The 22,490-nt window shown below is 61.4% G+C and carries 19 protein-coding genes; 16 read left to right on the top strand and 3 right to left on the bottom strand.

Features of this window, described 5'->3' with window-relative positions; all coding sequences use genetic code 11:
- Positions 1–10 precede the first annotated feature (10 nt).
- Together AC1Q6D_RS03840 and AC1Q6D_RS03835 are read right to left on the bottom strand one after the other, a co-directional pair.
- Positions 11–1,168, bottom strand: coding sequence for an alpha/beta hydrolase family protein (locus AC1Q6D_RS03840; protein WP_103404379.1), 1,158 nt, complete (start codon positions 1,166–1,168; stop codon positions 11–13).
- Between the two features lie 59 nt (positions 1,169–1,227).
- Positions 1,228–2,190, bottom strand: a complete 963-nt coding sequence (locus tag AC1Q6D_RS03835) for a LysR family transcriptional regulator (RefSeq protein WP_103404380.1) — start codon at positions 2,188–2,190, stop codon at positions 1,228–1,230.
- 277 nt (positions 2,191–2,467) lie between these two features.
- Here AC1Q6D_RS03835 and AC1Q6D_RS03830 point away from each other — a divergent pair, with 277 nt between their 5' ends.
- From AC1Q6D_RS03830 to AC1Q6D_RS03755, 16 genes are all read left to right on the top strand, one after another.
- A complete protein-coding gene (locus AC1Q6D_RS03830) occupies positions 2,468–3,409 on the top strand; it encodes a VOC family protein (protein ID WP_103404381.1) in 942 nt (313 codons plus the stop codon).
- Positions 3,410–3,424: 15 nt separating this feature from the next.
- On the top strand, positions 3,425–3,835 hold the full coding sequence (locus AC1Q6D_RS03825; protein ID WP_103404382.1) for a Rieske (2Fe-2S) protein: 411 nt from the start codon (positions 3,425–3,427) through the stop codon (positions 3,833–3,835).
- An 86-nt stretch (positions 3,836–3,921) separates the two neighbouring features.
- On the top strand, positions 3,922–5,046 hold the full coding sequence (locus AC1Q6D_RS03820) for an FAD-dependent oxidoreductase (protein WP_103404383.1): 1,125 nt from the start codon (positions 3,922–3,924) through the stop codon (positions 5,044–5,046).
- Between the two features lie 58 nt (positions 5,047–5,104).
- Complete coding sequence (locus tag AC1Q6D_RS03815; protein ID WP_103404384.1) at positions 5,105–6,802, top strand: DUF1302 domain-containing protein; 1,698 nt, start codon at positions 5,105–5,107, stop codon at positions 6,800–6,802.
- Between the two features lie 12 nt (positions 6,803–6,814).
- On the top strand, positions 6,815–8,203 hold the full coding sequence (locus AC1Q6D_RS03810) for a DUF1329 domain-containing protein (protein ID WP_103404385.1): 1,389 nt from the start codon (positions 6,815–6,817) through the stop codon (positions 8,201–8,203).
- Positions 8,204–8,261: 58 nt separating this feature from the next.
- The gene (locus AC1Q6D_RS03805; RefSeq protein ID WP_103404386.1) at positions 8,262–9,368 is read left to right on the top strand and encodes a WD40/YVTN/BNR-like repeat-containing protein; all 1,107 of its coding nucleotides are present in this window, start codon (positions 8,262–8,264) and stop codon (positions 9,366–9,368) included.
- A 4-nt stretch (positions 9,369–9,372) separates the two neighbouring features.
- Entirely contained in the window at positions 9,373–11,847 is a 2,475-nt protein-coding gene (locus AC1Q6D_RS03800; protein ID WP_103404387.1) for an efflux RND transporter permease subunit, read from the top strand.
- Positions 11,837–13,117 (top strand): MFS transporter, encoded by a 1,281-nt coding sequence (locus tag AC1Q6D_RS03795; protein ID WP_103404388.1) that lies wholly within the window; start codon positions 11,837–11,839, stop codon positions 13,115–13,117. Before AC1Q6D_RS03800 ends, AC1Q6D_RS03795 begins: the two co-directional genes overlap by 11 nt.
- 13 nt (positions 13,118–13,130) lie before the next feature.
- Positions 13,131–13,712, top strand: coding sequence for a cupin domain-containing protein (locus AC1Q6D_RS03790; protein WP_103404389.1), 582 nt, complete (start codon positions 13,131–13,133; stop codon positions 13,710–13,712).
- Positions 13,709–14,692 carry a fumarylacetoacetate hydrolase family protein gene (locus AC1Q6D_RS03785; protein WP_103404390.1) on the top strand — a complete coding sequence of 328 codons (984 nt, stop codon included), beginning with the start codon at positions 13,709–13,711 and terminating at the stop codon, positions 14,690–14,692. Before AC1Q6D_RS03790 ends, AC1Q6D_RS03785 begins: the two co-directional genes overlap by 4 nt.
- Positions 14,693–14,702: 10 nt before the next feature.
- Complete coding sequence (locus AC1Q6D_RS03780; protein ID WP_103404391.1) at positions 14,703–15,707, top strand: NAD-dependent epimerase/dehydratase family protein; 1,005 nt, start codon at positions 14,703–14,705, stop codon at positions 15,705–15,707.
- Entirely contained in the window at positions 15,685–16,479 is a 795-nt protein-coding gene (locus AC1Q6D_RS03775) for a cyclase family protein (RefSeq protein ID WP_103404392.1), read from the top strand. Before AC1Q6D_RS03780 ends, AC1Q6D_RS03775 begins: the two co-directional genes overlap by 23 nt.
- Positions 16,480–16,540: 61 nt before the next feature.
- Positions 16,541–18,196, top strand: coding sequence for an arylsulfatase (locus AC1Q6D_RS03770; protein WP_103404393.1), 1,656 nt, complete (start codon positions 16,541–16,543; stop codon positions 18,194–18,196).
- Positions 18,197–18,328: 132 nt separating this feature from the next.
- Positions 18,329–19,618: an NAD(P)/FAD-dependent oxidoreductase gene (locus AC1Q6D_RS03765; RefSeq protein WP_103404394.1), complete on the top strand. Its 1,290-nt coding sequence runs from the start codon at positions 18,329–18,331 to the stop codon at positions 19,616–19,618.
- Positions 19,619–19,643: 25 nt separating this feature from the next.
- A complete protein-coding gene (locus AC1Q6D_RS03760; RefSeq protein WP_103404395.1) occupies positions 19,644–20,198 on the top strand; it encodes a helix-turn-helix domain-containing protein in 555 nt (184 codons plus the stop codon).
- A gap of 35 nt (positions 20,199–20,233) precedes the next feature.
- The gene (locus AC1Q6D_RS03755; protein ID WP_103404396.1) at positions 20,234–21,580 is read left to right on the top strand and encodes a glutamine synthetase family protein; all 1,347 of its coding nucleotides are present in this window, start codon (positions 20,234–20,236) and stop codon (positions 21,578–21,580) included.
- Positions 21,581–21,645: 65 nt separating this feature from the next.
- Here AC1Q6D_RS03755 and AC1Q6D_RS03750 read toward each other — a convergent pair whose 3' ends face one another.
- Positions 21,646–22,146, bottom strand: a complete 501-nt coding sequence (locus tag AC1Q6D_RS03750) for a PaaI family thioesterase (RefSeq protein ID WP_130207181.1) — start codon at positions 22,144–22,146, stop codon at positions 21,646–21,648.
- Between the last annotated feature and the right edge of the window lie 344 nt (positions 22,147–22,490).

Below are 22,490 nucleotides of genomic sequence, written 5' to 3'. Positions count from 1 at the left end.
CGCTGGCACGTCAGGCGGTATGGCCACCCAGGTTTTCGGCGACCCAGTCGGCGATGTACTGCCCGGCGTTGATGCTGTTATCGAAGCTGGAATGCTGCACGCCGCCTTCGCGCTCGGTGAAGATCTTCAGCTCGCGTTTCGGGCTGTTGACCAGTTGCTCGTAGGTGCGCTGCGCCCATTTCAGTGGGATCTGCGAATCCTTTTCACCGTGGGTCACCAGGAATGGCACCTTGATGCGATCGAGCACGCCGTCCAGATGAACGTTTTCGGCGATGGTCATGAATTCCTCGACATCCTTCGCCCCCCATACCCAGCACACGTGAGACCAGTAGTGCGGCACAGGGAAGCTGCCTTCCTTTTCCAGCCGACGCTTTTGCACATCGCGCCAGTCGTGGTTGGCACCCCATACCACGCCGCAAGCGAAACGCGGCTCAAAGGCCACTGCGCGCGGGCAGTAGTAACCGCCCAGTGAAACCCCTTCCAGGCCAATACGTTTGTGGTCCACATCGCAGCGGGTTTCCAGCCAGTCGACCACACGGCTGGCCCAGTGCTCACTGTCGTAACGGGCAATCAGGTTGTGCAGGCGCAGCGCTTCGCCCGTGCCGGGCTGGTCGATGATCAGCGATGACACGCCACGCCTGGCCAGCCAGGCGGGCAGGCCGACGCGGTATTTCATCTCTTTGGTGGAGTCCAGGCCATTGACCTGCACCAGCAGCGGTGCCGGGCCGTTCACCCCTTCGGCACGTACCAGCAGGCCGGAAATGTGTTTGCCTTCATAGGGGATTTCAACCCGTTCGCAATTTTCCCGGGACAGTTCGATGCCGCGTTTGAAGGTCTGCAAAAAGCGCTGGTACAGCTCGGCACGGCCTGCCGCGCCATGGGCTTGCAGGCGTTCACACGTGAGGTAATAGGTCGCGGCACGGTTGTACTTTTCACCGGCGGACAACAGCCGGCCTTTATTTTCGTCTTCCTCGGCCAGGCCGCAGAGTTTGTCGGCCATCTTCGACCAGGTTTCGCGGAACGCCTGGGTCCCGGCGGCATCCGGTTGTTTGGCGGCTTCTTGCAGAGGCGCGCACATCTCTTCGATTTCGCCCATGCGAGCACCCATCTCGATGGCCAGGTCGACAGAGAGATTCCACACATAGTTGGTTGGGAAATAGCGGAACATGATTATTGTTGTCCTTGTGTTTGCCATGAAGTGTGCAAGGCACGTTAAGGACGACCCGGCTATTTGGCCAATCGTGACTCGGGATGGGAGGTATCGCGAGCGGCGATAGGATCCTGCTCCAGATGCTGGATGAACTCACTGATTCGCTCGCGCAGCCAGCGGTGCATCGGGTCGCCGTCCACGCTGCGGTGCCAGAGCATGAACTCGCGCATCACCGGAATCCTGACCGGCGGCGGCAGGATGCGCAGTGGCAGGTACTCCGCGTAAAGGCGCGCCAGACGCTGGTGCATGGTGGCGATGCGCTGGGTGCCGACCACCAGTTGTGGCAGGGTGTTGAAGTCGTTGGTGATGACTTCCAGTCGACGGTTGAAGCCGTACTGGTTCATGAACCACTCTTCGATGCTCATGTGCCGTGTGCGACCGAAGCCGACCGAGACATGGCCCATGTCCATGTATTGCTCGAGGGTCAGGCTGTCGCCGACCTGGGTATTGCCTTGCCACACCACGCAGACGTGTTCTTCCTCGAAGAGTAACTGGGAGGGATGACCTTCGATGATGTAGCGCTCAGGCACGATCATCAGATCGACCTCGCCGCGAATCAGCAGCTCACCGGAATTGTCGCCAGGGCCGAGCATCTCGAAGGTGATGTTCGGTGCTTCCTGGTGAATCTTCTGAATCACCTGGGCAAACAGCACGCTGATCAGGTAATCCGAGGTCACCAGGCGGAAATGCCGCTTGCTGGTCGTGGGGGCGAACACCGGTTTGGCGGTAATCGAAGACTTGATCGTCAGCAGCACTTCGCGCACCGGGTGGACCAGTTCCAGGGCAAAGGGAGTCGGCTGCATTTTACGCCCGACCTGTACCAGCAATTCGTCTTCGAAATAGGTTCGCAGGCGTCCCAAAACTCCGCTGGTGGCGGACTGCGTCATGTGCAGGCGTTCGGCGGCGCGGGTGATGTTCTGCTCCTCGAGCAACACATCGAGGGCGACCAGCAGGTTCAAATCCAGGTGGTTGAAACGCATCAGGCAGGTCCGTTTTTGTATTTATTTTCGCGATACATTCGGATGAATACATCGCCGCGTCAACCCCGCTCATGCACCGTCACCCCTGGCAATCAGGTATCGCGTTTGCCGATAGGTCGCATCCCGACACGCGATTAGTCAGCTGCCAAAGCGCACGTCAATCTTCGCCGCAGTCGGGCTTCTTGCCGACACCACCACCGGGTTCCCTGCGTCGCCGACGGGCTTGTCGAGTCGGCCGCCGTGGTCTCCGGATTCTAATTTCAATGGAGTGGTAGCCATGAACATCATTGGCCTTGATGCCCTGATCTTTGGCGTCGATGACATCCAAGCCTGTACGGACTGTCTGCGTGACTACGGCCTTGCGCCCGTTGCCGTCGACGACAATGGCGGGCGTTTTGAAGCGTTGGACGGCACTGCCGTGATCATTCGCCGGGCGGACGATCCGACCCTGCCCGTCGCTATCGGCCCGGCCCCGTCGATTCGTGAAACCGTCTACGGCGTCGCCGGCCCGGCGGATCTGGATGCCATCGAAGACGAACTGGCCCGAGACCGCCAGGTCATCCGTGACGCCAATGGCGTGCTGCACAGTGTCGACGACATGGGCTTTGCAATCGCCTTTCAGGTCACCGTGCGCAAGGCGTACAGCGCCCCGGACGATTTGACCAATGCCGCTGGCAATGCACCGCAGCGCCCGCTGAACCAGCCGGGCATTACCCTCGACATGAGTGCGGTGCCGCGCACCTTGTCCCACGTGGTGTATTTCGTGCCGGATGCCGCCAGGGCCGAAGCGTTCTATGCCGAGCGCCTGGGCTTTCGGACCACGGACACGTTCATCGGTGCCGGGCCGTTCATGCGCCCCGCGGGCTCCGATGATCACCATTGCCTGTTCATGATCCAGACCCCGCCGCACATGAAAGGCTGCGAGCACTTCACCTTCCACATGGGCAGCGGCACCGAGGTGCTGTTGGCCGGTACGCGATTCGAGCAAAAAGGCTGGACCAGTTTTTGGGGCCCGGGGCGCCATCTCTTTGGTTCCAACTGGTTCTGGTACTTCAACAGTCCACTGGGTTGCCACATCGAATACGACGCCGACATGGACAAGCACGATGACGCCTGGGAAGCGCGCCGCGCGCCGCTGTCGGCGGATAACTCGCAACTGTTCCTGTTCAGTTCGAAAGAAAAATGGGCACCCGGCGGCCCACCTCCGAAACGGGGTTGAGTGCGGGTGTCAGCCATGACTCTCCGCGATTTCCCGCTGTGCCGGGTGGACGAACTGGTGGAAGGGCAGGCGCGCGGATTCGATCCGTTGCAACGCGGCAAGGACAGTGTCTTTGCCCTGGTGCATGAAGGACAGCTGCGGCTTTATCGCAACAGTTGCCCGCATCTGGACGTGCGCCTGGAGTACCGCAAAGACCGTTTTCTGTCCGCCGATGGCCAGTTGATTGTCTGTTACGCGCACGGTGCTCAGTTTCTGCCGGGCACCGGCGAATGTGTCTACGGCCCTTGTCTGGGCCAGAAGCTGGAGGCGTTGCCATGGCGTGTGGAGGAGGGCTGGCTGGTGCTGCAAATGCCCGGCATGAAGGTCGCGCCGCGCCGCGTCGAGGTATCGCGTTTGACGATACATCGCATCCCTGATCGCGATTAGTCAAATCCCTGCTTTGACCGGAAGCTGACCCCAACGACGCAGTGCCTGGCGCTGCATCGAATCACAAGAATAAGAGTGAGAAAACCATGAGTACAGTGAACAAAGTTCTGATCGTGGGCGGTGGTATTGGTGGCTTGTGTGCGGCCATCGCACTGCGGCGCAAGGGCATTGAGGTCGACCTGATCGAACTCAAGTCAGAGTGGACCGTTTACGGCGTCGGCATCATCCAGCAGAGCAACGTGGTTCGTGAAATGGCCAGGCTGGGCGTGCTTGACGGTTATCTGGATGCGGCGTACGCCTTTGAAGACGTCGCCATTTATGGGCCGGCCGGCCAGCAACTGGCGCGCATCCCCGGGCAACGGCTGGCCGGGCCCGAGTATCCGGCGAACGTGGGTATTTCGCGCCTGGCCTTGCACAAGGTCCTCAGTGAAACCGCCCTTGAACTGGGGGGCAGGGTACGCCTGGGGCTCAGTGTGGAATCCCTCACGGACCAGGGCGACAGCGTGGATGTGCTGTTTACCGATGGCACGGGCGCAGGCTACGACCTGGTGGTCGGCGCTGACGGTCTGTTCTCCAGGGTTCGCGATTTGCTGTTCGGCGACACCTACACACCACGCTTCACCGGCCAATCGGTTTGGCGCTACAACTTCCCCCGAGCGCCGCAAATCGATCATCTGGCCAACTACCAGAGCGCCGAGGGCAATGCCGGTCTCGTTCCGTTGGCCGGTGACCTGATGTACCTGTTCCTGACCTCCCACGAACCGTCCAACCCCTGGATGGACCCCGCGACACTGGCCGAACAAATGCGTCAGCGCCTGCAAGGTTTTACCGGCCTGATCGGGGAATTGCGCGAGCAAATCAGCGACAGCAGTCAGGTGGTCTACAAGCCGATGGAAGTGGTGTTCGTCGACGAGCCCTGGTATCGCGGTCGCGTGCTGTTGATCGGTGACGCCGCCCACGCCACCACGCCGCACCTGGGCCAGGGCGCCGGCATGGCGATCGAAGACGCCATCGTGCTCAGTGAAGAACTGACCGGCGACGGCAGTATTGAGCAACAGCTCCAGCGCTTCATGGCGCGCCGTTTCGAGCGCTGCAAGTACATCAGCGAAAGCTCGATCCTCGCAGGCGACAAGGAGATGCAGCACGACCGCGAGTTCGACCGCATTGGCCTGGTCAAGCAGATGCTCGCCCGCACGGCTGAGCCCATCTGATTCTCAATCTGTAGCTCATCCACAGCAGTTACCACTATAAAAACAAGAGGTTAACGCGATGGTTAGTTCCACGACTGCGACGCTTGCGCGCCGCCCGGTCAGCACGTCTGCACCCTTTGGTTTCAGTTTGGCCGCGGCGTTGGTGCTGTGCAGCCAGGCGGCCCACGCCTTTCAGGTGGATACCGGCAATCCGGATTTCAGCCTGCGTTGGGATAACACAGTGAAGTACAGCGCCGCATGGCGCACCGAGAATCCCAGCAGCAAACTGACCCAGGGGCAGGTGGCACTCAATCAGGACGACGGTGATCGCGCCTTCAAAAAAGGCCTGATCTCCAACCGCATGGACATCCTGTCCGAGCTGGACATGTCGTTCAAAAACGTCGGCGCGCGCCTCAGTGGTGCCGCGTGGTACGACACCGAATACCAGCAAGACAACGATAACACTGACCCAACACGCGCCAACGCACGTTCCGTGGCCTACGACGAATTCACCGATGACACCCGCCAACTGCATGGCGGTAACGGTGAGTTGCTCGATGCCTTTGTGTACTGGAATGGCGAAGTGGCCGACCGCGCGACATCCGTGCGTGCCGGGCGCCACGGCTTGATCTGGGGAGAGAGCCTGTTCTTCGGCGCCAACGGCATTGCCGGTGGCATGGCGCCGGTCGACGTGGTCAAGGCGCAGTCGGTGCCTAACACCCAGTTCAAAGAGATCACCCGGCCGGTCAATCAACTCTCCGGCACCTTCCAACTGACCGATGACGTGTCACTCGGGGCGTTCTACCAGTTCGAATGGGAAGAGACACGCCTGCCGGGTGCCGGCAGTTACTTCTCCAACAGTGACACCATTGGTGAAGGCAACGAACGCCTGATCGTGGGCGCACCCTTTCCCACCTTCCTGGGGGGTAATCCCGGCAGCCCGGCCGCGTTCTTCCACGGCAAGGATGAAGACGCGCGCAACACCGGGCAGGGCGGCTTGCAGTTGAAGTACAACGCAGAGACCGTTGAATACGGCCTGTATGCGATCCAGTACCACGACAAAACCCCCAAGCTGTACCTGAAGCCGTCCACCGGTACGCCGAACTTCAGCACCGGACAAATAGGCGATTACTACTGGGTCTACCCGGAAGACATCCGCGCCTTCGGTACCAGTTTTTCGACGACTGTCGATGAATACAGCTTTGCCGGTGAAGCGTCGATGCGCTGGAACATGCCGCTGGTGTCCAACGGCGTCACCGTTCTGCCAGGTGTAGATGCCGACAACGACAGCCATCCGTTGTACGCCATCGGCCGTACGGCCCACGTCAACCTCAACGTGCTGGCTTCGTTCGGGCCGAACTTCCTGGCCCAGGAGTCCGCCTTTGTCGGCGAAGTCGCCTGGAATCGCCTGCTCAGCGTGACCAAAAACAACAACGCCCTCGACCCCAATGCCACCCGCGACGGTCTTGGCATGAAGATGGTTTACACACCGACCTATCGCCAGTTTTTCCCCGGCATCGATATCAGCATCCCGGTCGGCCTGAGCTATTTCCCGATGGGTAAATCGGCGGTTGTCAGCTCTTTCGGGCCGGACAACGGCGGCGACATGAACATCGGCATTACCGCCACCTACCTGGACCGCATTACCGCGGGCCTGACTTACACGCACTACTACGGCCCTGAGAACACCAACCTCGACGCGGCCAGCCAGTTCAATTACGAGCAATCGCTGAAAGACCGGGACTACCTGGCTTTCTCCGTCAAGACCACGTTTTAAGAGGACTTGCGCATGACCCATAACAAGAAAACCGGAGCCTTCAAGCTCAAAGCCCTTTGCCTTGCACTGCTCGGTGGCCTGGCCATTTGCAGCCAACTGACGATGGCTGCCACGGCTGACGAAGCGAGCAAACTGTCCAAATCCCTCACGCCTCTAGGGGCCGAACGCGCCGGCAATGCCGACGGCACCATTCCCGCCTGGGACGGTGGTTACACCAAGGTCGACCCTTCGTACAAGGAAGGCGGAAAACGTTCCGATCCATTCGCCGCGGACAAACCGCTGTTCAGCATTACCTCGAAAAATCTGGCGCAATACGCCGGCAAGCTCAGCGCCGGCACCCTGGAGATGTTCAAGCGTTTCCCGGAAACCTATCGCATCGATGTCTACCCGACCCGTCGTACCGCCGCAGCGCCGCAGTGGGTGTATGACAACACGCTGAAAAACGCCACCCGCGCCAAGCTGGTCGACAGCAGCGCCGGTCCGGTGCCCCAGGGCGCGTATGGCGGTATCCCGTTTCCGGTCCCGCACAACGGCGCCGAAGCCATGTGGAATCACCTGCTCAACTGGCGCGGCACCTCGGTGTCGATGCACTTTCGGCACTACCTGATGACCGCCGATGGCAAGCAGGTGTTGACCACTGACGGCCAGGCCATCCAGGAGATGCCGTATTACTACCAGGACGGTTCGCCGGAGTCGTTTGCCGGTGACTACTGGCTGTTCCGCCTGCTCAATGTCGGGCCACCGCTGCGTGCCGGCGAGCAGATCATGGGGCGCACCAACATCAATGGCGACCTGTCCCAGGCGCACGTTTACCTGACCGGCCAACGCCGGGTGCGCAAGTTGCCCAACGCCTGCTGCGATACACCGACACCGGCGACTGCCGGGGTCATGTCGTTCGACGAGTTGAGCGTGTTCCAGGGGCGCATGGACCGCTTCAACTGGAAACTGGTGGGCAAGCAGGAGATGTACATCCCCTACAACACCAACAAGGTGCAAACCGCCGCCAAGCCTGAAGACCTGTTTCTCGCGCACCACATGAATCCGGACTACGTACGTTGGGAATTGCATCGGGTGTGGGTGGTCGAGGCCGACCTGGCCCCGGGCAAGCGTCACCAGTTGCCGAAGGGTCGTTACTACCTGGACGAAGACACCTGGCAGGCCATGCTGGGCGATCGCTGGGACGCCAACGGCCAGTTGGCCAAGACCCTGTGGTCGTTGCCGGCGGTCCTGCCGGACCTGCCCGCACAGGCGCAACTGTCTTCGGGTTTTTACGACCTGACCTCCGGCGCCTGGTTTATCCAGAACGTCTATACCGGCCTGCCTGAGCAGTACCGCATGGTCGATCGCTACAAGGCCTCCGAGTTTTCGCCGGCGGCGATGGCGGGTGCCGGGGTTCGTTGAGTCAGACCGGATCACGGTTCACGGATCGTGATCCGGCCCACAGGTTTCGAGGTCGGTAATGAACAGAATCTGTCAGGTAGTGGGTTGGCTGATGTGGCGTGTGGCCCTGCCGTTGGCGATGCCATTGAGCCTCGCCCATGGCGCGGTGGTGACGGACGCGCTGAACACCCCGGCGATGCGGGCACCGCAGGCACAGCACGCGGTGCTGCTGGACCTGGCCCGTGCAGGGACGCGATTGGTGGCGGTGGGGGAGCGGGGCATCGTGCTGCTTTCCGATGACAACGGCAAAAGCTGGCGTCAGGCCGAGGTGCCGGTGTCGTTGAGTCTGACGGCCGTGCAGTTTACCGATGCTAATACGGGCTGGGCGGTGGGTCATGCCGGTGTCGTGCTCGTCTCCCACGACGGGGGTGAACACTGGCGCGTGCAACTGGACGGTAACCGTGCGGCACAACTTGAGTTGCAAGCCGCCAGGCAGCAACTGTCCACCGCGAGCGATCCCGAGGCAGCCGCCGCACGGGTGCAGACGGCGGAGCGGTTTGTCAGTGAAGGCCCGGACAAACCCTTCCTCGCACTCAAGTTCGTCGATGAGCTGAACGGCCTGATTGTCGGTGCCTACGGCCTGGCATTGCGCACTGACGATGGTGGCCGTACCTGGCAGTCGTTGATGGGGCGCATCGACAATCCGATGGGGGCTCATCTGTATGCCATTGCACGGCAGGGTGAGCACTGGTTTGTCGCGGGCGAGCAGGGTTTTCTGGCCCGCTCCGACGATGCTGGCCAGTCATTCATGGCGCTCCAGAGCCCCTATGCCGGCAGCTTCTTTGCCCTGCAGATCCGCGACGACGGGACCTTGCTGGCGGCCGGCCTGAAGGGCAACGCGTTTGTCTCCAACGACTTGGGCGAAAGCTTCCAGCCCGCATCGGTTGCACTGCCCATTTCCTTCAGCGATGCCATTCGCACCGACGACGGCCAACTGCTTCTGGTCAATCTGAGTGGTGCGCTGTTTCGTTCTAGTGGCCAGTCGGGGGCGTTTCTGAAGCCTTACGGCCAACCGCTCGGCATACCGGTCGCCAGCGTAGTCGAGGCCGCGGATGGCAGTCTGGTGCTGGCGGGTTTCACCGGTTTGGCGCGGGTTTCGCCGCCCACCGCTACTGCTTCGGAGTGAGGTTATGAAGCCATTCGACAACGCCACGGCCAGCCTGGCGAATTTTGATCCACGTTCGGGCTCGGTGGTGGAGCGCACGCTGTTCAACCATCGCCTGTGGGTGCTGCTGGTCTGTGCTCTGACCACCCTGGTGTTGGGGTATCAAGCGACGCGTATCGAGCTGAACGCCAGCTTCGAGAAGATGATCCCGACCCAACAGCCTTACATCGCCAATTACCTTGAGCACCAGCAACAGCTGAGTGGCCTGGGCAATGCCTTGCGCATCGTGGTAGCCAACCGGCAGGGCGATATCTATGACGCCGAGTACCTGAAAACCCTGCAGGCCATGAGCGATAAGCTCTACCTGCTGCCGGGTGTCGACCGTGCGTACATGAAGTCGTTATGGACGCCGGCGACCCGCTGGGTGGCGGTGACCGAAGACGGCCTGGATGGCGGCCCGGTGATTCCCGATGACTACAGCGGCACCCCGGCCAACCTTGAAGCGTTGCGGCGCAATGTGCAGCGCTCCAACGAACTGGGGCAACTGGTGGCTTACGACCAGACGTCCAGCATCATTTACGTGCCGCTGCTGGCCAACACGGCCGATGGTCAACCGCTGAACTATTCGACCCTCTCGGATCAACTGGAGGCGCTGCGCGACACTTATCAAAACGACAGGATCGACATTCACATCACCGGGTTTGCGAAAAAGGTCGGTGACCTGATCGCCGGTTTGAAGCAGATTCTGTTGTTCTTTGCCGTCGCGATCGTGATCACCACGGCGGTGCTCTTTTGGTACACCCGCTGCCTGCGCAGCACCTTGCTGGTGGTGTTCTGCTCCCTGGTGGCGGTGGTCTGGCAACTCGGCTTGCTGCCATTGCTCAACTATCAACTGGACCCGTACTCGGTGCTGGTGCCGTTTTTGGTGTTCGCCATCGGCATGAGCCACGGCGCGCAAAAAATGAACGGCATCATGCAGGACATCGGCCGTGGCATGCATCGGGTGGTGGCGGCGCGCTTCACGTTCCGACGCTTGTTCCTGGCCGGGCTCACGGCGCTGCTGTGTGATGCCGTGGGGTTCGCGGTGCTGATGCTGATCAAGATCCAGGTCATTCAAGACCTCGCGGTGATCGCCAGCATTGGCGTGGCGGTGCTGATCTTCACCAACCTGATCCTGCTCCCCGTGCTGCTTTCCTACATCGGCGTAACGCCCCGTGCGGCGCAACTGAGCCTCAAAAGCGAACAAACCGAACAGGCCGGCCAGCGTCGTCATGCCTTCTGGCGTTTCCTCGATCTGTTTACCCAGCGCCGTTGGGCCAGCCTGTGTATCGCCATCAGCCTGGCCCTGGCGGCCGTCGGCTTTGTGGTCAGCCTGCAATTGAAAATCGGCGATCTCGACGCCGGTGCGCCGGAGTTGCGCGCGGACTCGCGCTACAACCTGGACGATGCGTTCCTCACCCGTCATTACGGAGCCAGCAGCGATCTGTTTGCGGTGATGGTGAAAACCCCGGCCAGCAGCTGTGCGCGATACGACATTCTGGCCAAGGTGGATGCCCTGGACTGGCAACTGCGCGCCTTGCCGGGCGTGGATTCGACCAACTCCCTGGCACTGCTCAACCGGCGCATGCTGGTCGGCCTCAGCGAAGGCAACGCGAAGTGGTACGAGCTGCAGAACAACCAGGCGATGCTCAACATGATCACCGCCAGCGCGCCCCGTGGCCTGTACAACGAAGATTGCAGCCTGCTGACGCTGTACGCCTATCTCACCGACCACAAGGCCGAAACGCTGACACGCCTGGTCGAGCACGTTGAGCAGTTTGCCGCGGCCAACAACACCGACGAGGTTCAGTTCCTGCTGGCGGCGGGCAATGCCGGTATCGAGGCCGCCACCAATATCGTGGTCAAGCAAGCCAACCACGAGATGCTTTTCTGGGTGTATGGCGCGGTGATCCTGCTGTGCCTGATCACCTTTCGCTCCTGGCGCGCCACGCTGTGCGCGGTGATCCCGCTGATGGTCACGTCGATTCTCTGCGAAGCGCTGATGGTCTGGCTGAACATTGGCGTGAAGGTCGCCACGCTGCCGGTCATCGCCCTGGGCGTGGGCATCGGTGTCGACTACGCGCTTTACGTGATGAGCATTCTGCTCGGTCATCTGCGCCAGGGCGCGAGCCTGTCCGAAGCCTATTACCGGGCGCTGGTGTCGACCGGCAAGGTGGTGATGCTGACGGGCATTACCCTGGCCATTGGCGTGGCCACCTGGATCTTTTCACCGATCAAATTTCAGGCTGACATGGGCGTGCTGCTGGCCTTCATGTTTGTCTGGAACATGGTCGGTGCCCTGGTGTTGCTGCCGGCACTGGCGTACTTCCTGCTGCCGGCACGCCGCTCGGCGGCCGGCACCGTGGCCCCCGTGAATGTGATCAATGTGTCAGCACCTGCCGGTCCGGTGGTGGCTGACGTCCCGCACCTGTGCATCAAGGAGAGTTGCCATGGCCGTTGAGCCCTTGGTTGAAGGCACTGCCCAATTGACTGATCGGCAAGCGGGGATGGCGCAATCGCTGTTGCTGCTGCTGGGAAGTTGCCTGCCGGTATTGGGCGCGGTGTTGCTGGCCCCGGTGTTGCCGCGCATGCAGGCGCATTTCAGTGATGTCGCCGGCAGCGCCGTGCTGGTTCCGATTGTGCTGACCTTGCCGGCGTTGGTGATCGCGCTGCTGGCGCCTTTCGCCGGGATGATCGCTGATCGCCTCGGTCGCAAGTCGCTGTTGCTGGCGAGCATGTGTCTGTACGTCCTCTGCGGAGTGCTGCCGCTATGGCTTGAGTCACTGCAGGCCATCGTCCTCAGCCGTGCCGGGATCGGCCTGGCCGAGGCGGGCATCATGACGTGCTGCACCACGCTGATGGGCGACTACTACAGCGGTCGCAGACGTGAACGGTTGTTTGCCTTGCAGATGGTCGCCACGTCGCTGTCCGCTGCGGTGTTTATCGCGGCAGGTGGCTTTCTCGGCCAGAACGACTGGCGCACGCCTTTTGCGTTGTATGCAGTGGGTTTGATCTTCCTGCCACTGATGGCCTGGAAGCTTTGGGAACCCCAGGCCCGCACGGTGGCTGCGCAACCTGCGCAACCTGCGCAACCTGCGCCGCCTGGAGCGCCCGGAGCATTTCCGTGGCGCGCGCTCACCCCGATGTATGCATTGGCGCTGCTGGCGGGTTTGAGTCTGTTCATCGTGCCGGTGCAGGCAGGTTATCTGCTCAACCTGTTGCGCGTGGATGCGCCGCAGCAAATCGGCATGACCATGGGCGCCAATCAGTTGGGTGTGCTCGTCGGTGCGCTGGGCTTTCGTTTGTTCAGCGGCCTGCGCAGGCCGCACGTGCTGTTGATTGCCTATGCGCTGGCGGGTGTCGGCGGCTTGTTGATGTCCGACGCCCAGAGCCATGTGCAAGTGGTGGTTGCCGTGCTGATCAATGGTCTGGGCATCGGTTTGATGCTGCCCACGTTGATCACCTGGATCATGGCGCAAGTCAATTTCCATCAGCGTGGACGGGCCTCGGGCTGTTTCACCGCCGCCATCTTCGCCGGTGAATTCATCAGCCCGCTGGTCGTGCTGGGCATCACCCAGGGCGTTGCCATGGCGCTCCCGCATGCGTTGGCCATCGTCGGCTGGCTGCAATTGCTGGTGGCGGTGTTTTGTCTGGCAGTGCCCAGGCTTGGCGGACGGCTGGTCGATGCCAATGTTGTGGTCGGTGGCACCCCCACCGGCAATGGAAACTGAACGAGGATTTTTCATGCAAGCGCTACCTGAGTTCAAACGAGTGGTCACCGGCCACAATGCCCAAGGCCAGGCGATCATCGCCAGTAACGGGCCGACGCCGAATGTGTTTCCTCTGCTGGCCGTGCCCGGCACGGTCTTTCATGAGCTGTGGAACAGCAGCACCAGCCCGGCATTGCTGGATAACGCCAGTGATCCCAGCAGCAAACCCTTGCAACTCAGCCCCGGACCGCTGGGCAGTGTGATTCGTGTGGTGGACATCCCACCGGACAGCGTGCAGAACCAGGTCAGCGATGAAAATGCCGCGGCAGTATTTGCTGAAATTGGCGAGTCCCACGCCGGTACGGGCCAGGCCAACGCCCGGCACAAGCTGATGCACCGCACCGAAACCCTCGACTACGGGATCGTGACCGAGGGTGAAGTGTGGCTGGTGCTGGATGAGGAGGAAGTGCAACTCAAGCGCGGTGACGTGGTGGTGCAGCGCGGCACCAACCATGCCTGGAGCAATCGCACCGAGGCCATGGCGCGCATGGTCTTCATTCTGCTTGACGGGCGCTTCGCCCCTGAACTGGGCAATGACCGGGGAGCCAAGGAATGAAACTCGCCACCCTGAAAAACGGCAGTCGTGATGGCCGGCTGGTGATCGTCTCGCGTGACTTGAAGTGGGCGCTGGACGCCAGCCCGGTTGCGCTGACCTTGCAACAGGCCATCGAAAACTGGGAGAGCGCCGAACCACGCTTGCAGGCACTGGCTGCCCGGCTGAATGCCCACGAGGCCAAAGAGGCGTTTGCCTTCGACCCGGCCCAGGCGATGGCGCCGTTGCCGCGTGCCTACCAGTGGTGCGATGGTTCGGCGTTCCTCAGCCACGGTGCGCTGATGCAAAAGGCTTTCAACCTTGCACCCATCGAAGGGGCCGAGCACACACCGCTGATGTACCAGGGCGCGGGTGACGATTTCATCGGGGCGCACGACGATATTCCGCTGCCCAGCGAAAGCCAGGGCATCGACTTCGAAGGCGAGTACGTGGTGCTGGTCGATGACGTGCCAATGGGCTGCCCGGCCGAACAGGCGCTTCAACACATCAAGCTGGTTCTGCAAATCAACGATGTCAGTCTGCGGGCCCTGGCACCCCGGGAAATGACCACCGGATTTGGTTTTCTGCAAGCCAAGCCCTCGTCCAGCTTCGCCCCGCTGGCCATTACACCGGATGAGCTGGGTGATGCCTGGCGCGACGGTCGCGTGCATTTGCCCCTGCAGGTGCAATGGAACGACCAATGGTTCGGTCATCCCCATGGCGGGCAGATGACCTTCGATTTTGGCCAGTTGATTGCCCATGCCGCGCTGACCCGCCGGTTGCGCGCCGGCACGCTGATTGGCTCGGGTACGGTCTCGAACGCCGAACGCGAGGCAGGATCGGCCTGCATCGCCGAGCGTCGCGCTATCGAGATGATCGAGCACGGCGTCGCCAAGACCGGCTACATGCGCTTTGGTGACCGTGTGCACATGGAGGTGCTGGGTAACGACGGGCAGTCGTTGTTCGGTGCGATCAATCAACGTGTCGTCAAGGCCGGGTGCTAAGGAGCGGCCTATGCGTGTGTTGATTACCGGTGCCAACGGTTTTGTCGGGCGCGAATTAGTGCGCTGCCTGCTGGCGCGGGGCAGCCTGCGTGGTCAGGTCATCGACTCGTTGTTATTGCTCGATACCGATCTGCAAGGCGTGCCCCAGGACCCGCGTTTGCGTCGCCATTGCGGCAGCATTACCGATGCGGCCCTGATCCGCCGCGTACTGGCCGATGGCATCGATGTTGTGTTCCATCTGGTGAGCATTGCCGGTGGCGCGGCGGAGGAGCACTACGAACTGGGTTACCAGGTCAATCTCTTGGCCAGCCTGGAACTGCTCAACCAGCTGCGCAATAAAACGCTGCCGCCAGTGCTGGTGTACGCCAGCAGTGTCGCGGTGTACGGCGGCAACTTGCCGACGAAAATGACCGAGCACGCCGAGCTGCGCCCGGAACTGTCCTATGGTACGCACAAAGCCATGGTCGAGCGTGTCGTGAGCGACCTCGGCCGGCGCGCGGAAGTGGATGGCCGCGTGCTGCGTCTGCCGGGCATCGTGGCACGCCCACGTGAACCCAATGGCTTGCGCTCGGCGTTCATGAGCGACTTGCTGCGCTCGTTCGCCGAGGGCGAGGCCTATCGTTGCCCGGTTTCGGAGCAGGCAACGGCCTGGTGGATGTCGGCGCGCTGCTGTGTGAACAACCTGATTCATGCGGCCGAACTGGATTGCGCCGAGTCAGGATCGCAACGCATCTGGCAGCTGCCGGTGCTGCATCTGTCCATTGCCCAGGTGGTCGATGCATTGGCGGCCAGTTATGGGCAGGAACGTCGCAGCCTCGTCACCTATGTCCCTGACGCGCGACTGGAGGCGTTGTTCGGGCGTCTGCCACCCCTGAAAACCCCCCTGGCGCGCGCAGCCGGTTTCAGCCATGACGGCAATGCCGCAGCGCTGATCCGCAACGCCTTGAACCCCGCCACCCCGCGCCACTTGGCGCTCACTGGAGACAACCTGTATGTCGCAATCAACCCAGCCTAAACGTCGCCTGGTGGACCTGTCGGTCACCCTCGACAACAACCCCTACACGGACCCGCCACCGCTGTTGCCGAAGATCGATTACATGGACCACCAGCAAGGGTGGCCGGAAATGGCGGCCATGTTCCCTGGCTTGCAACTGGAACAGATGCCGGGCAAGGAGTCGTGGGCGGCCGAGCGTTTGCAGATCACCACCCACAGCGGGACGCACATGGACGCGCCCTGGCATTACGCCTCGACCACCGATGGCGGCCAGCCGGCGTTTGGCATTGACGAGTTGCCGCTGGATTGGTGCCTGCAGCCGGGGGTGAAGCTGGACTTTCGGCATCTGCCGGACGGGCACGTGGTGACGGCCGATGAGATCGAAGCCGAACTGGCGCGTATCGACCATGTCTTGCAGCCGTTGGATATTGTGCTGATCAACACCCGTGCCGGCGCCCTGTTTGGTCAGCCGGGCTATCTGGATGCCGGCGTCGGCATTGGCCGGCAAGCCACCCTGTATCTGTTGGAACGCGGTGTGCGGGTGGTGGGCACCGATGCCTGGAGCTGGGATGCGCCGTTCAAATACACTCGCGAACGGTTTGCCGCTGACGGTGATGCCTCGATCATTTGGGAAGGGCACAAGGCCGGGCGCGATATCGGTTATGGGCAAATGGAAAAACTCGCGAACCTCGATGCGTTGCCGGCGAGCGGGTTCCTGGTGTCCTGTTTCCCTTACAAAATCAAGCATGCATCGGCAGGTTTTGTTCGCGCGGTGGCGATATTCGAAGAGTAAGCACTGCGCTGGACGAGTAACGAAATCAACGGTCCTCGATGAACACAACAAGAGAGAAAACATGCCTCGTTTGCGTATGCCTATAACTTTGCTGATGGGCGCGCTGGCATTGGCCAGCAGCCTGGTCATGGCAGCCAGTGCCGACCCCGGGCAGCCCAATATCCTGCTGATTGTCGCCGACGATCTTGGCTATTCCGACCTGGGTAGCTATGGCGGTGAAATCAGCACGCCAACCCTGGATACACTGGCCCGTGAAGGCATTCAGTTCACCGGCATGTACGCCGCACCCACCTGTTCGATCACACGCTCCATGCTGATGTCCGGGACCGACAACCACCTCGCCGGGCTGGGCACCATGGCCGAAGCCTTGCAGCCCTTTCAGCGGGGCAAGCCTGGGTATGAGGGCTACCTGAATCGACGTTCCTACTCGATTGCCGAGTTGTTGAAAGCGGGCGGTTACAACACGCTCATGGTCGGGAAATGGCACTTGGGCCTGGAAGCTGATCAAGGACCGGATCAGCGTGGATTCGAGCAGTCCTTCACGCTGCTCGAAGGCGGTGCCCCACATTTCAAACCCTCGAGTGTCGAGCCGACCAAAATCGAGCAAGTGCATTACCGTGAGAACGGCCAGGCCGTGGAGTTACCGGACGATTTCTACTCCACGGATTTCTACACTGACAAGTTGATCAGCTATTTGCAAAACAACAAGAAGGACGGCAAGCCGTTTTTTGCCTACGCCGCCTACACCGCTCCGCATTGGCCCCTGCAAGCCCCCGGGGATTATCTGGATAAATACAAAGGGCGATTCGATCAGGGCTATGACAGCGTGCGCCTGGCGCGCATCGAGCGGATGAAAAGCCTTGGCCTGATGGCCAGCGACGCGCGACCGGCCAACCCGCTCCCGGTCAATCCAAGACTGCCGGGCTGGCAGCAGCTGAGCCCGGAACAACAACGGGTCGAGGCGCGCAAGATGGAAATCTACGCCGCCATGGTTGATAACCTCGACCACAACATCGGCCGGTTGCTGGATTACCTGCGCAAGAGCGGCCAGTACGACAACACCCTGATCGTGTTCATGTCGGACAACGGTGCGGCAGGGGAGAACCACGCCCAGTTCTATCCCCCTGGCGCGAGCACCGACAATAGCTATGCCAACCTCGGCCGCAAGGGATCACAGATCGACTACGGCCTGCGTTGGGCCGAGGTCAGCGCGGCACCGTTCCACCTGTTCAAAGGCACCACCGCAGAAGGCGGCATCAGTGTGCCGGCGATCATCCAGATGCCCAAGGCACTGCGTCGCCAGGGGCTGGAGCGCGGTATTGCACGGGTGGATGACCTGGCGCCGACCTTCTTGGACCTGGCGGGTATACCCGTGCCAAGCGAGGCGCCAACGGACACGAGCAAACACCCGATCACCGGTCGATCCATGCTGCCTATGCTCGCTGGCAAAGGAAGCCCGCACGGCAACGATAGCCTGGCCGGTGAGCTGTTCGGCAATGCCTATTATCGCGAGGGCAACCTCAAACTCCTGGGCATGCGCCCCCAGGCGGGCTTTGGTGACAATGCGCAGCCGCTGCAGTGGCAATTGTTCGATGTGGCCCAGGACCGGGGTGAAACCACTGACCTGGCCGCCAGCCAGCCGGAAACGGTGCAGCGGCTCAAGGACGCCTGGATGAAGTATGCCGCGCAGGTGGGTGTCGTGTTTGCGCCGCATTAGCACGTCGTCAGGGCGGGTAGCTGACAGTTGATCTGCCCGCCCGGGAACGATCAATGCAATCCGCATTGTTTTCGTGAAATTTATGGTGTATTTTTTCATGAAATTATAAGAAATTAATTTCATGAGGCCCGTATGTTTCAGCAGTCCACCCAGCATGTCGCGAGCTACTACGCCTACAGTTGCGCCAATCGCCTGACCACTCGACCTGCGCTGGTGGGAGACCATGACACTGAAATCGTGATCATCGGCGCTGGCTTCAGCGGGCTGCACACCGCGCTGCGTCTGGCGTTGGCCGGCAAACGGGTAACGCTGCTGGAAGCCAGCCGCGTGGCGTGGGCTGCATCGGGGCGCAATGGCGGGCAGGCCATTCTCGGTTGGTCGTGCGACATGCCGCCGCTGGAGGCAGCCCTGGGTTATGAACGTGCCCGGCGCCTGTGGGACGGCATGCGCTGGGCCGCCGGGGAGTTGCGTGAACTGCCCGGGCGTCATGGCTTCGACTGCGACTATCGGGCCGGACACCTGTGGACTTCGGTCATGCCGCGCCGGGTCAGCCTGTTGACCGAATGGCAACGCGAAGCCAGTCACAAGTGGGGTCACGACGGCTTGCAGTTCATTCCCCGCGAGCAGTTGCCCGATTGGGTGGCCAGCGAGCGCTATCAGGCCGGCCTTTATGATCCCGAAGGCGCGCACCTCAATCCGTTGAAGCTGGCACTGGGCCTGGCCGCCGCCATCGAGCGTGCCGGTGGCCGTATCCATGAACAAAGCAAGGCGTTGAGCTATCGGGAACAGGGCGGTCGGTTTCAGGTGAATACCGAACGTGGGTCGATCCGGGCCGATGTGCTGGTCCTGGCGTGCAACGCCTATCTGGATCGTCTCGACCCGAAGCTGGCCAGTTGTGTGTTGCCGGTCGGAACCTATCAGGTCGCCACCGCCCCCCTGACGCCCGAGAAAGCCACCTCGCTGCTGCCGACCAATGTGTGCGTCACCGATAACCAGTTTGTCCTCGATTACTTCCGCCGTACCCCGGACAACCGTTTGCTGTTCGGCGGTGGCTGCACCTATCTGGGTGGCATGCCCAAGGACATCGCCAGGGCGACGCGACCATTCCTGGAACGCGTGTTTCCACAGCTCAAGGGTGTCGATCTGGCGTTCGCCTGGGGCGGACACATCGACCTGACCCTGAACCGCACACCGGATGTTGGCCGCCAGGGGGATCGCTACTGGCTACAGGGGTATTCCGGCCACGGCGTGCTGCCGACCCTGGCAGCGGCGCGCGCGGTGTCGGATGCGATTCTCGGCCAGGCGGATGAGTTGGCGTTGTATCAAGGTTTGAGTAATGGCAGCTTTCCCGGCGGCAAGTACCTGGCGGCGCCGCTGGAGGCGATCGGCAAAGCCTGGTATCGACTGCGCGACAGCATTTGATGAGTCATTCAGCGGAATCCCGGTCATGAACAAGCAAGAAGAAATCGCCGCGCTGGCGATCCTGATTCACGATTTACGCAAGCACAAGAAGTTCACCTTGAAGGAGCTGGCAGACCGGATCGGTCGATCGGTGGGTTTTTTGTCTCAGGTCGAGCGCGGTTTGTCGCGGCCGACAGTGGCCGATCTGACGGCGATCAGTGAAACCCTCGGCGTGCCGACCACCTATTTCTATAGCTTGCCCAAACCCAAGGTCCTGCCGTGGGTGACCCGGCCGGACGAGCGTCGCACCGTGTATTACGCCAACGGGATTACCGACATCCTGGTATCGCCGAAGATGCGCGCTTCGTTCTCGATGCTCGAAAGCCATCTGGAAGCCGGCGCCAGCAGTGGTGACAGGCACCTGACCGACAGCTCGGAGCAGGGCGGCTACGTGCTCGAGGGCGAGTTGACGTTGTGGCTGGGCGACGACGAGCCGGTCACGTTGCGCGCCGGCGACAGTTTTCAATTCGACAGTCACACCCGTTGCCGCTACGGCAACCTGACCGAGCAGCTGACGCGCGTGCTCTGGGTCTACACATGATCGCCACCCCAAGAACTTCCCAAGGAACAACCATGATGGATGCTGCCTGCTCTGATCTGCTCGCCGAAGTGCGTGCCTTTCGCCAACGCTACCCCGAGGTGCGTTATGTCGACCTGATTTCCCTGGACATTCCCGGGCACTTCTACGGCAAGCGTTATCCCGTAGAGATGCTGGAAAAAGTCGCGGCCGGCAGCGCGCTCAAGCTGCCGCAGAACTGCGTGTTGCTGGGCGTGCAGGGCGGGTTGTTCAAGATCGGTGACTACTGCTTCAACGACGGTGACCCGGACGCGCTGCGGCGCCTGGTCCCTGGCACGCTTAAACCGGTAACCTGGGAAGCACAGCCCCTGGGGCAGATGCTGATTACTTCCGACGGCACCGAAAAGCCCATCGTTTTCGAACCGCGCGAAGTGCTGGCGCAGGTGCTGGATCGACTGGCGCGCAAAGGCATTCATCCGGTGGTGGCCTTCGAGCTGGAGTTTTACCTGTTCGATAAAAAGCTGCGTGACGGCTTGCCGCAATTCCCCCGCGATGACCTGACCGACGATGCCGATGATCAACCGAACATGCACATCGAGCGCCTGACGCGCTTTGCCCCGGTGCTCGATGAAATGGTCGAGGCGTCACGGGCCCAGGGCATCGATGCCACGGTGATTACGGCGGAACTGGGACCGGGGCAGTTCGAAATCAACTTCGGGCATCTCGACGACGGTCTGCGTGCTGCCGACTGGGCCGCGCTGTTCTGTCGCAGCACCCGTGGCGTTGCGCTCAAGCACGGCTTCCGCGCCAGCTTCATGGCCAAGCCTTACTTGCAGCACCCCGGCAGCGGCATGCACGTGCATGTCAGCCTGTACGATGCCGAGGGTAAAAACCTGCTGGCCGCCAACCAGCAGCAACCCCTGCGCCATGCCGTGGCCGGTTGCCTGGAATTGCTGCCCCACAGCATGCCGATCTTCGCGCCGAACCAGAATGCCTATCGCCGCCTGGGCGGCACGACCAACGTGGCCACCCATGCGAGCTGGGGCTTTGAAGACCGCGATGCATGCCTGCGCATTCCGGAGTCGGACGCGAAAAACCTGCGCATCGAATATCGCCTGGCCGGTGCCGATGCCAACCCTTATCTGGTGCTGGCGGCGATTCTGGTAGGGCTCGAGCATGGCCTGGAAGCAGGCAAGGAGCCGATCCCGCCGCTCAACGAAGACCGCAACAGTGGCATCGATTTCCCGGTGGAAATGCTCGAAGCCGTGCGCGCGATGCAGCATCAGCCGCAATTGCGCGAAGGCCTGGGGGCGGAGTTCGTCGATGTGTATTGCGAGAACAAACGTCAGGATCACCTGGCGTTCATGCAGGAAATCAGTGCCCGGGAATATCGCTGGTATCTGTGACGCCTGGGTGTTGAGGTGGCATCCCGCCTCAACACCCACCGCCATCGCGCCTTGAATGGCAGTGTCTACGCGTCCCGGTCATGGGCGGCGGCCGCCAGCTGCGCGGCGTCCACACGAACGAAAATCGAGTCTCCGATCGCCGTGAGTACGTCCCCGGCGTAGACCTCGCAGATCACGCGACTCTTGCGTCCGACTTCACCTTCCACTTTCGCCCGCAGGGTCAACGGAACGCCCATGGGGGTCGGTTTGATGAACTTGATGCCCAGGTTGCCCGTGACGCAATTGATGCGGGGCAGGCTGGCGACGTCGCGCTGTTCGGCGCGGTAGTGATAGGCCATTGCCGCCCAGTTTGAATGGCAATCCACCAGCATGGCGATCATTCCGCCATAAACCAGATCAGGCCAGCCACAAAATTGAGCGTCGGGCAGATGCTCGGCCACGACATGCACGCCGTCCTCATGCCAGTAGCTTTTGATGTGCAGCCCGTGGGGATTGCTGCCGCCGCAACCATAACAAACGCCCTCGGGCGCAGCGGTGTCTTGCAGGGAGAGGTCGAGCCTGGACATACCTTGAGGATCCTCGAAAAGTGTGGGGCAAGCCTAGCGGATTTCCAGGCCGGACCGAAAGTGATGCGTGCGTTGTAACCTCAGGTGAATGCGCTGAAGCTATCCACAAATTGCGTGGGTATACCTGTGGATAACGCGCCAGGCAGCAGGAAACGTGGGGCTTGTAATGTGTTGGTCATTTATTGATCTTTTATTGCGGAACGCGCTTCGTTGCCCATGACGGTCATCGGCTGACGAGGCTGGCGACGGGCTCGCCGGCGCGGGAGGGTCCTTCCATCAGCCCGTCACCTTCCCGTTCAAAGCACAAGACTTCCGGCCGAAAAGCCGGATAATGGCGGCCATTT

This window comes from Pseudomonas sp. MT92 (genome assembly GCF_058792515.1).
The sequence above is the reverse complement of the archived record's forward strand: the minus strand, read 5'-3'. Positions and strand labels throughout refer to the sequence as shown.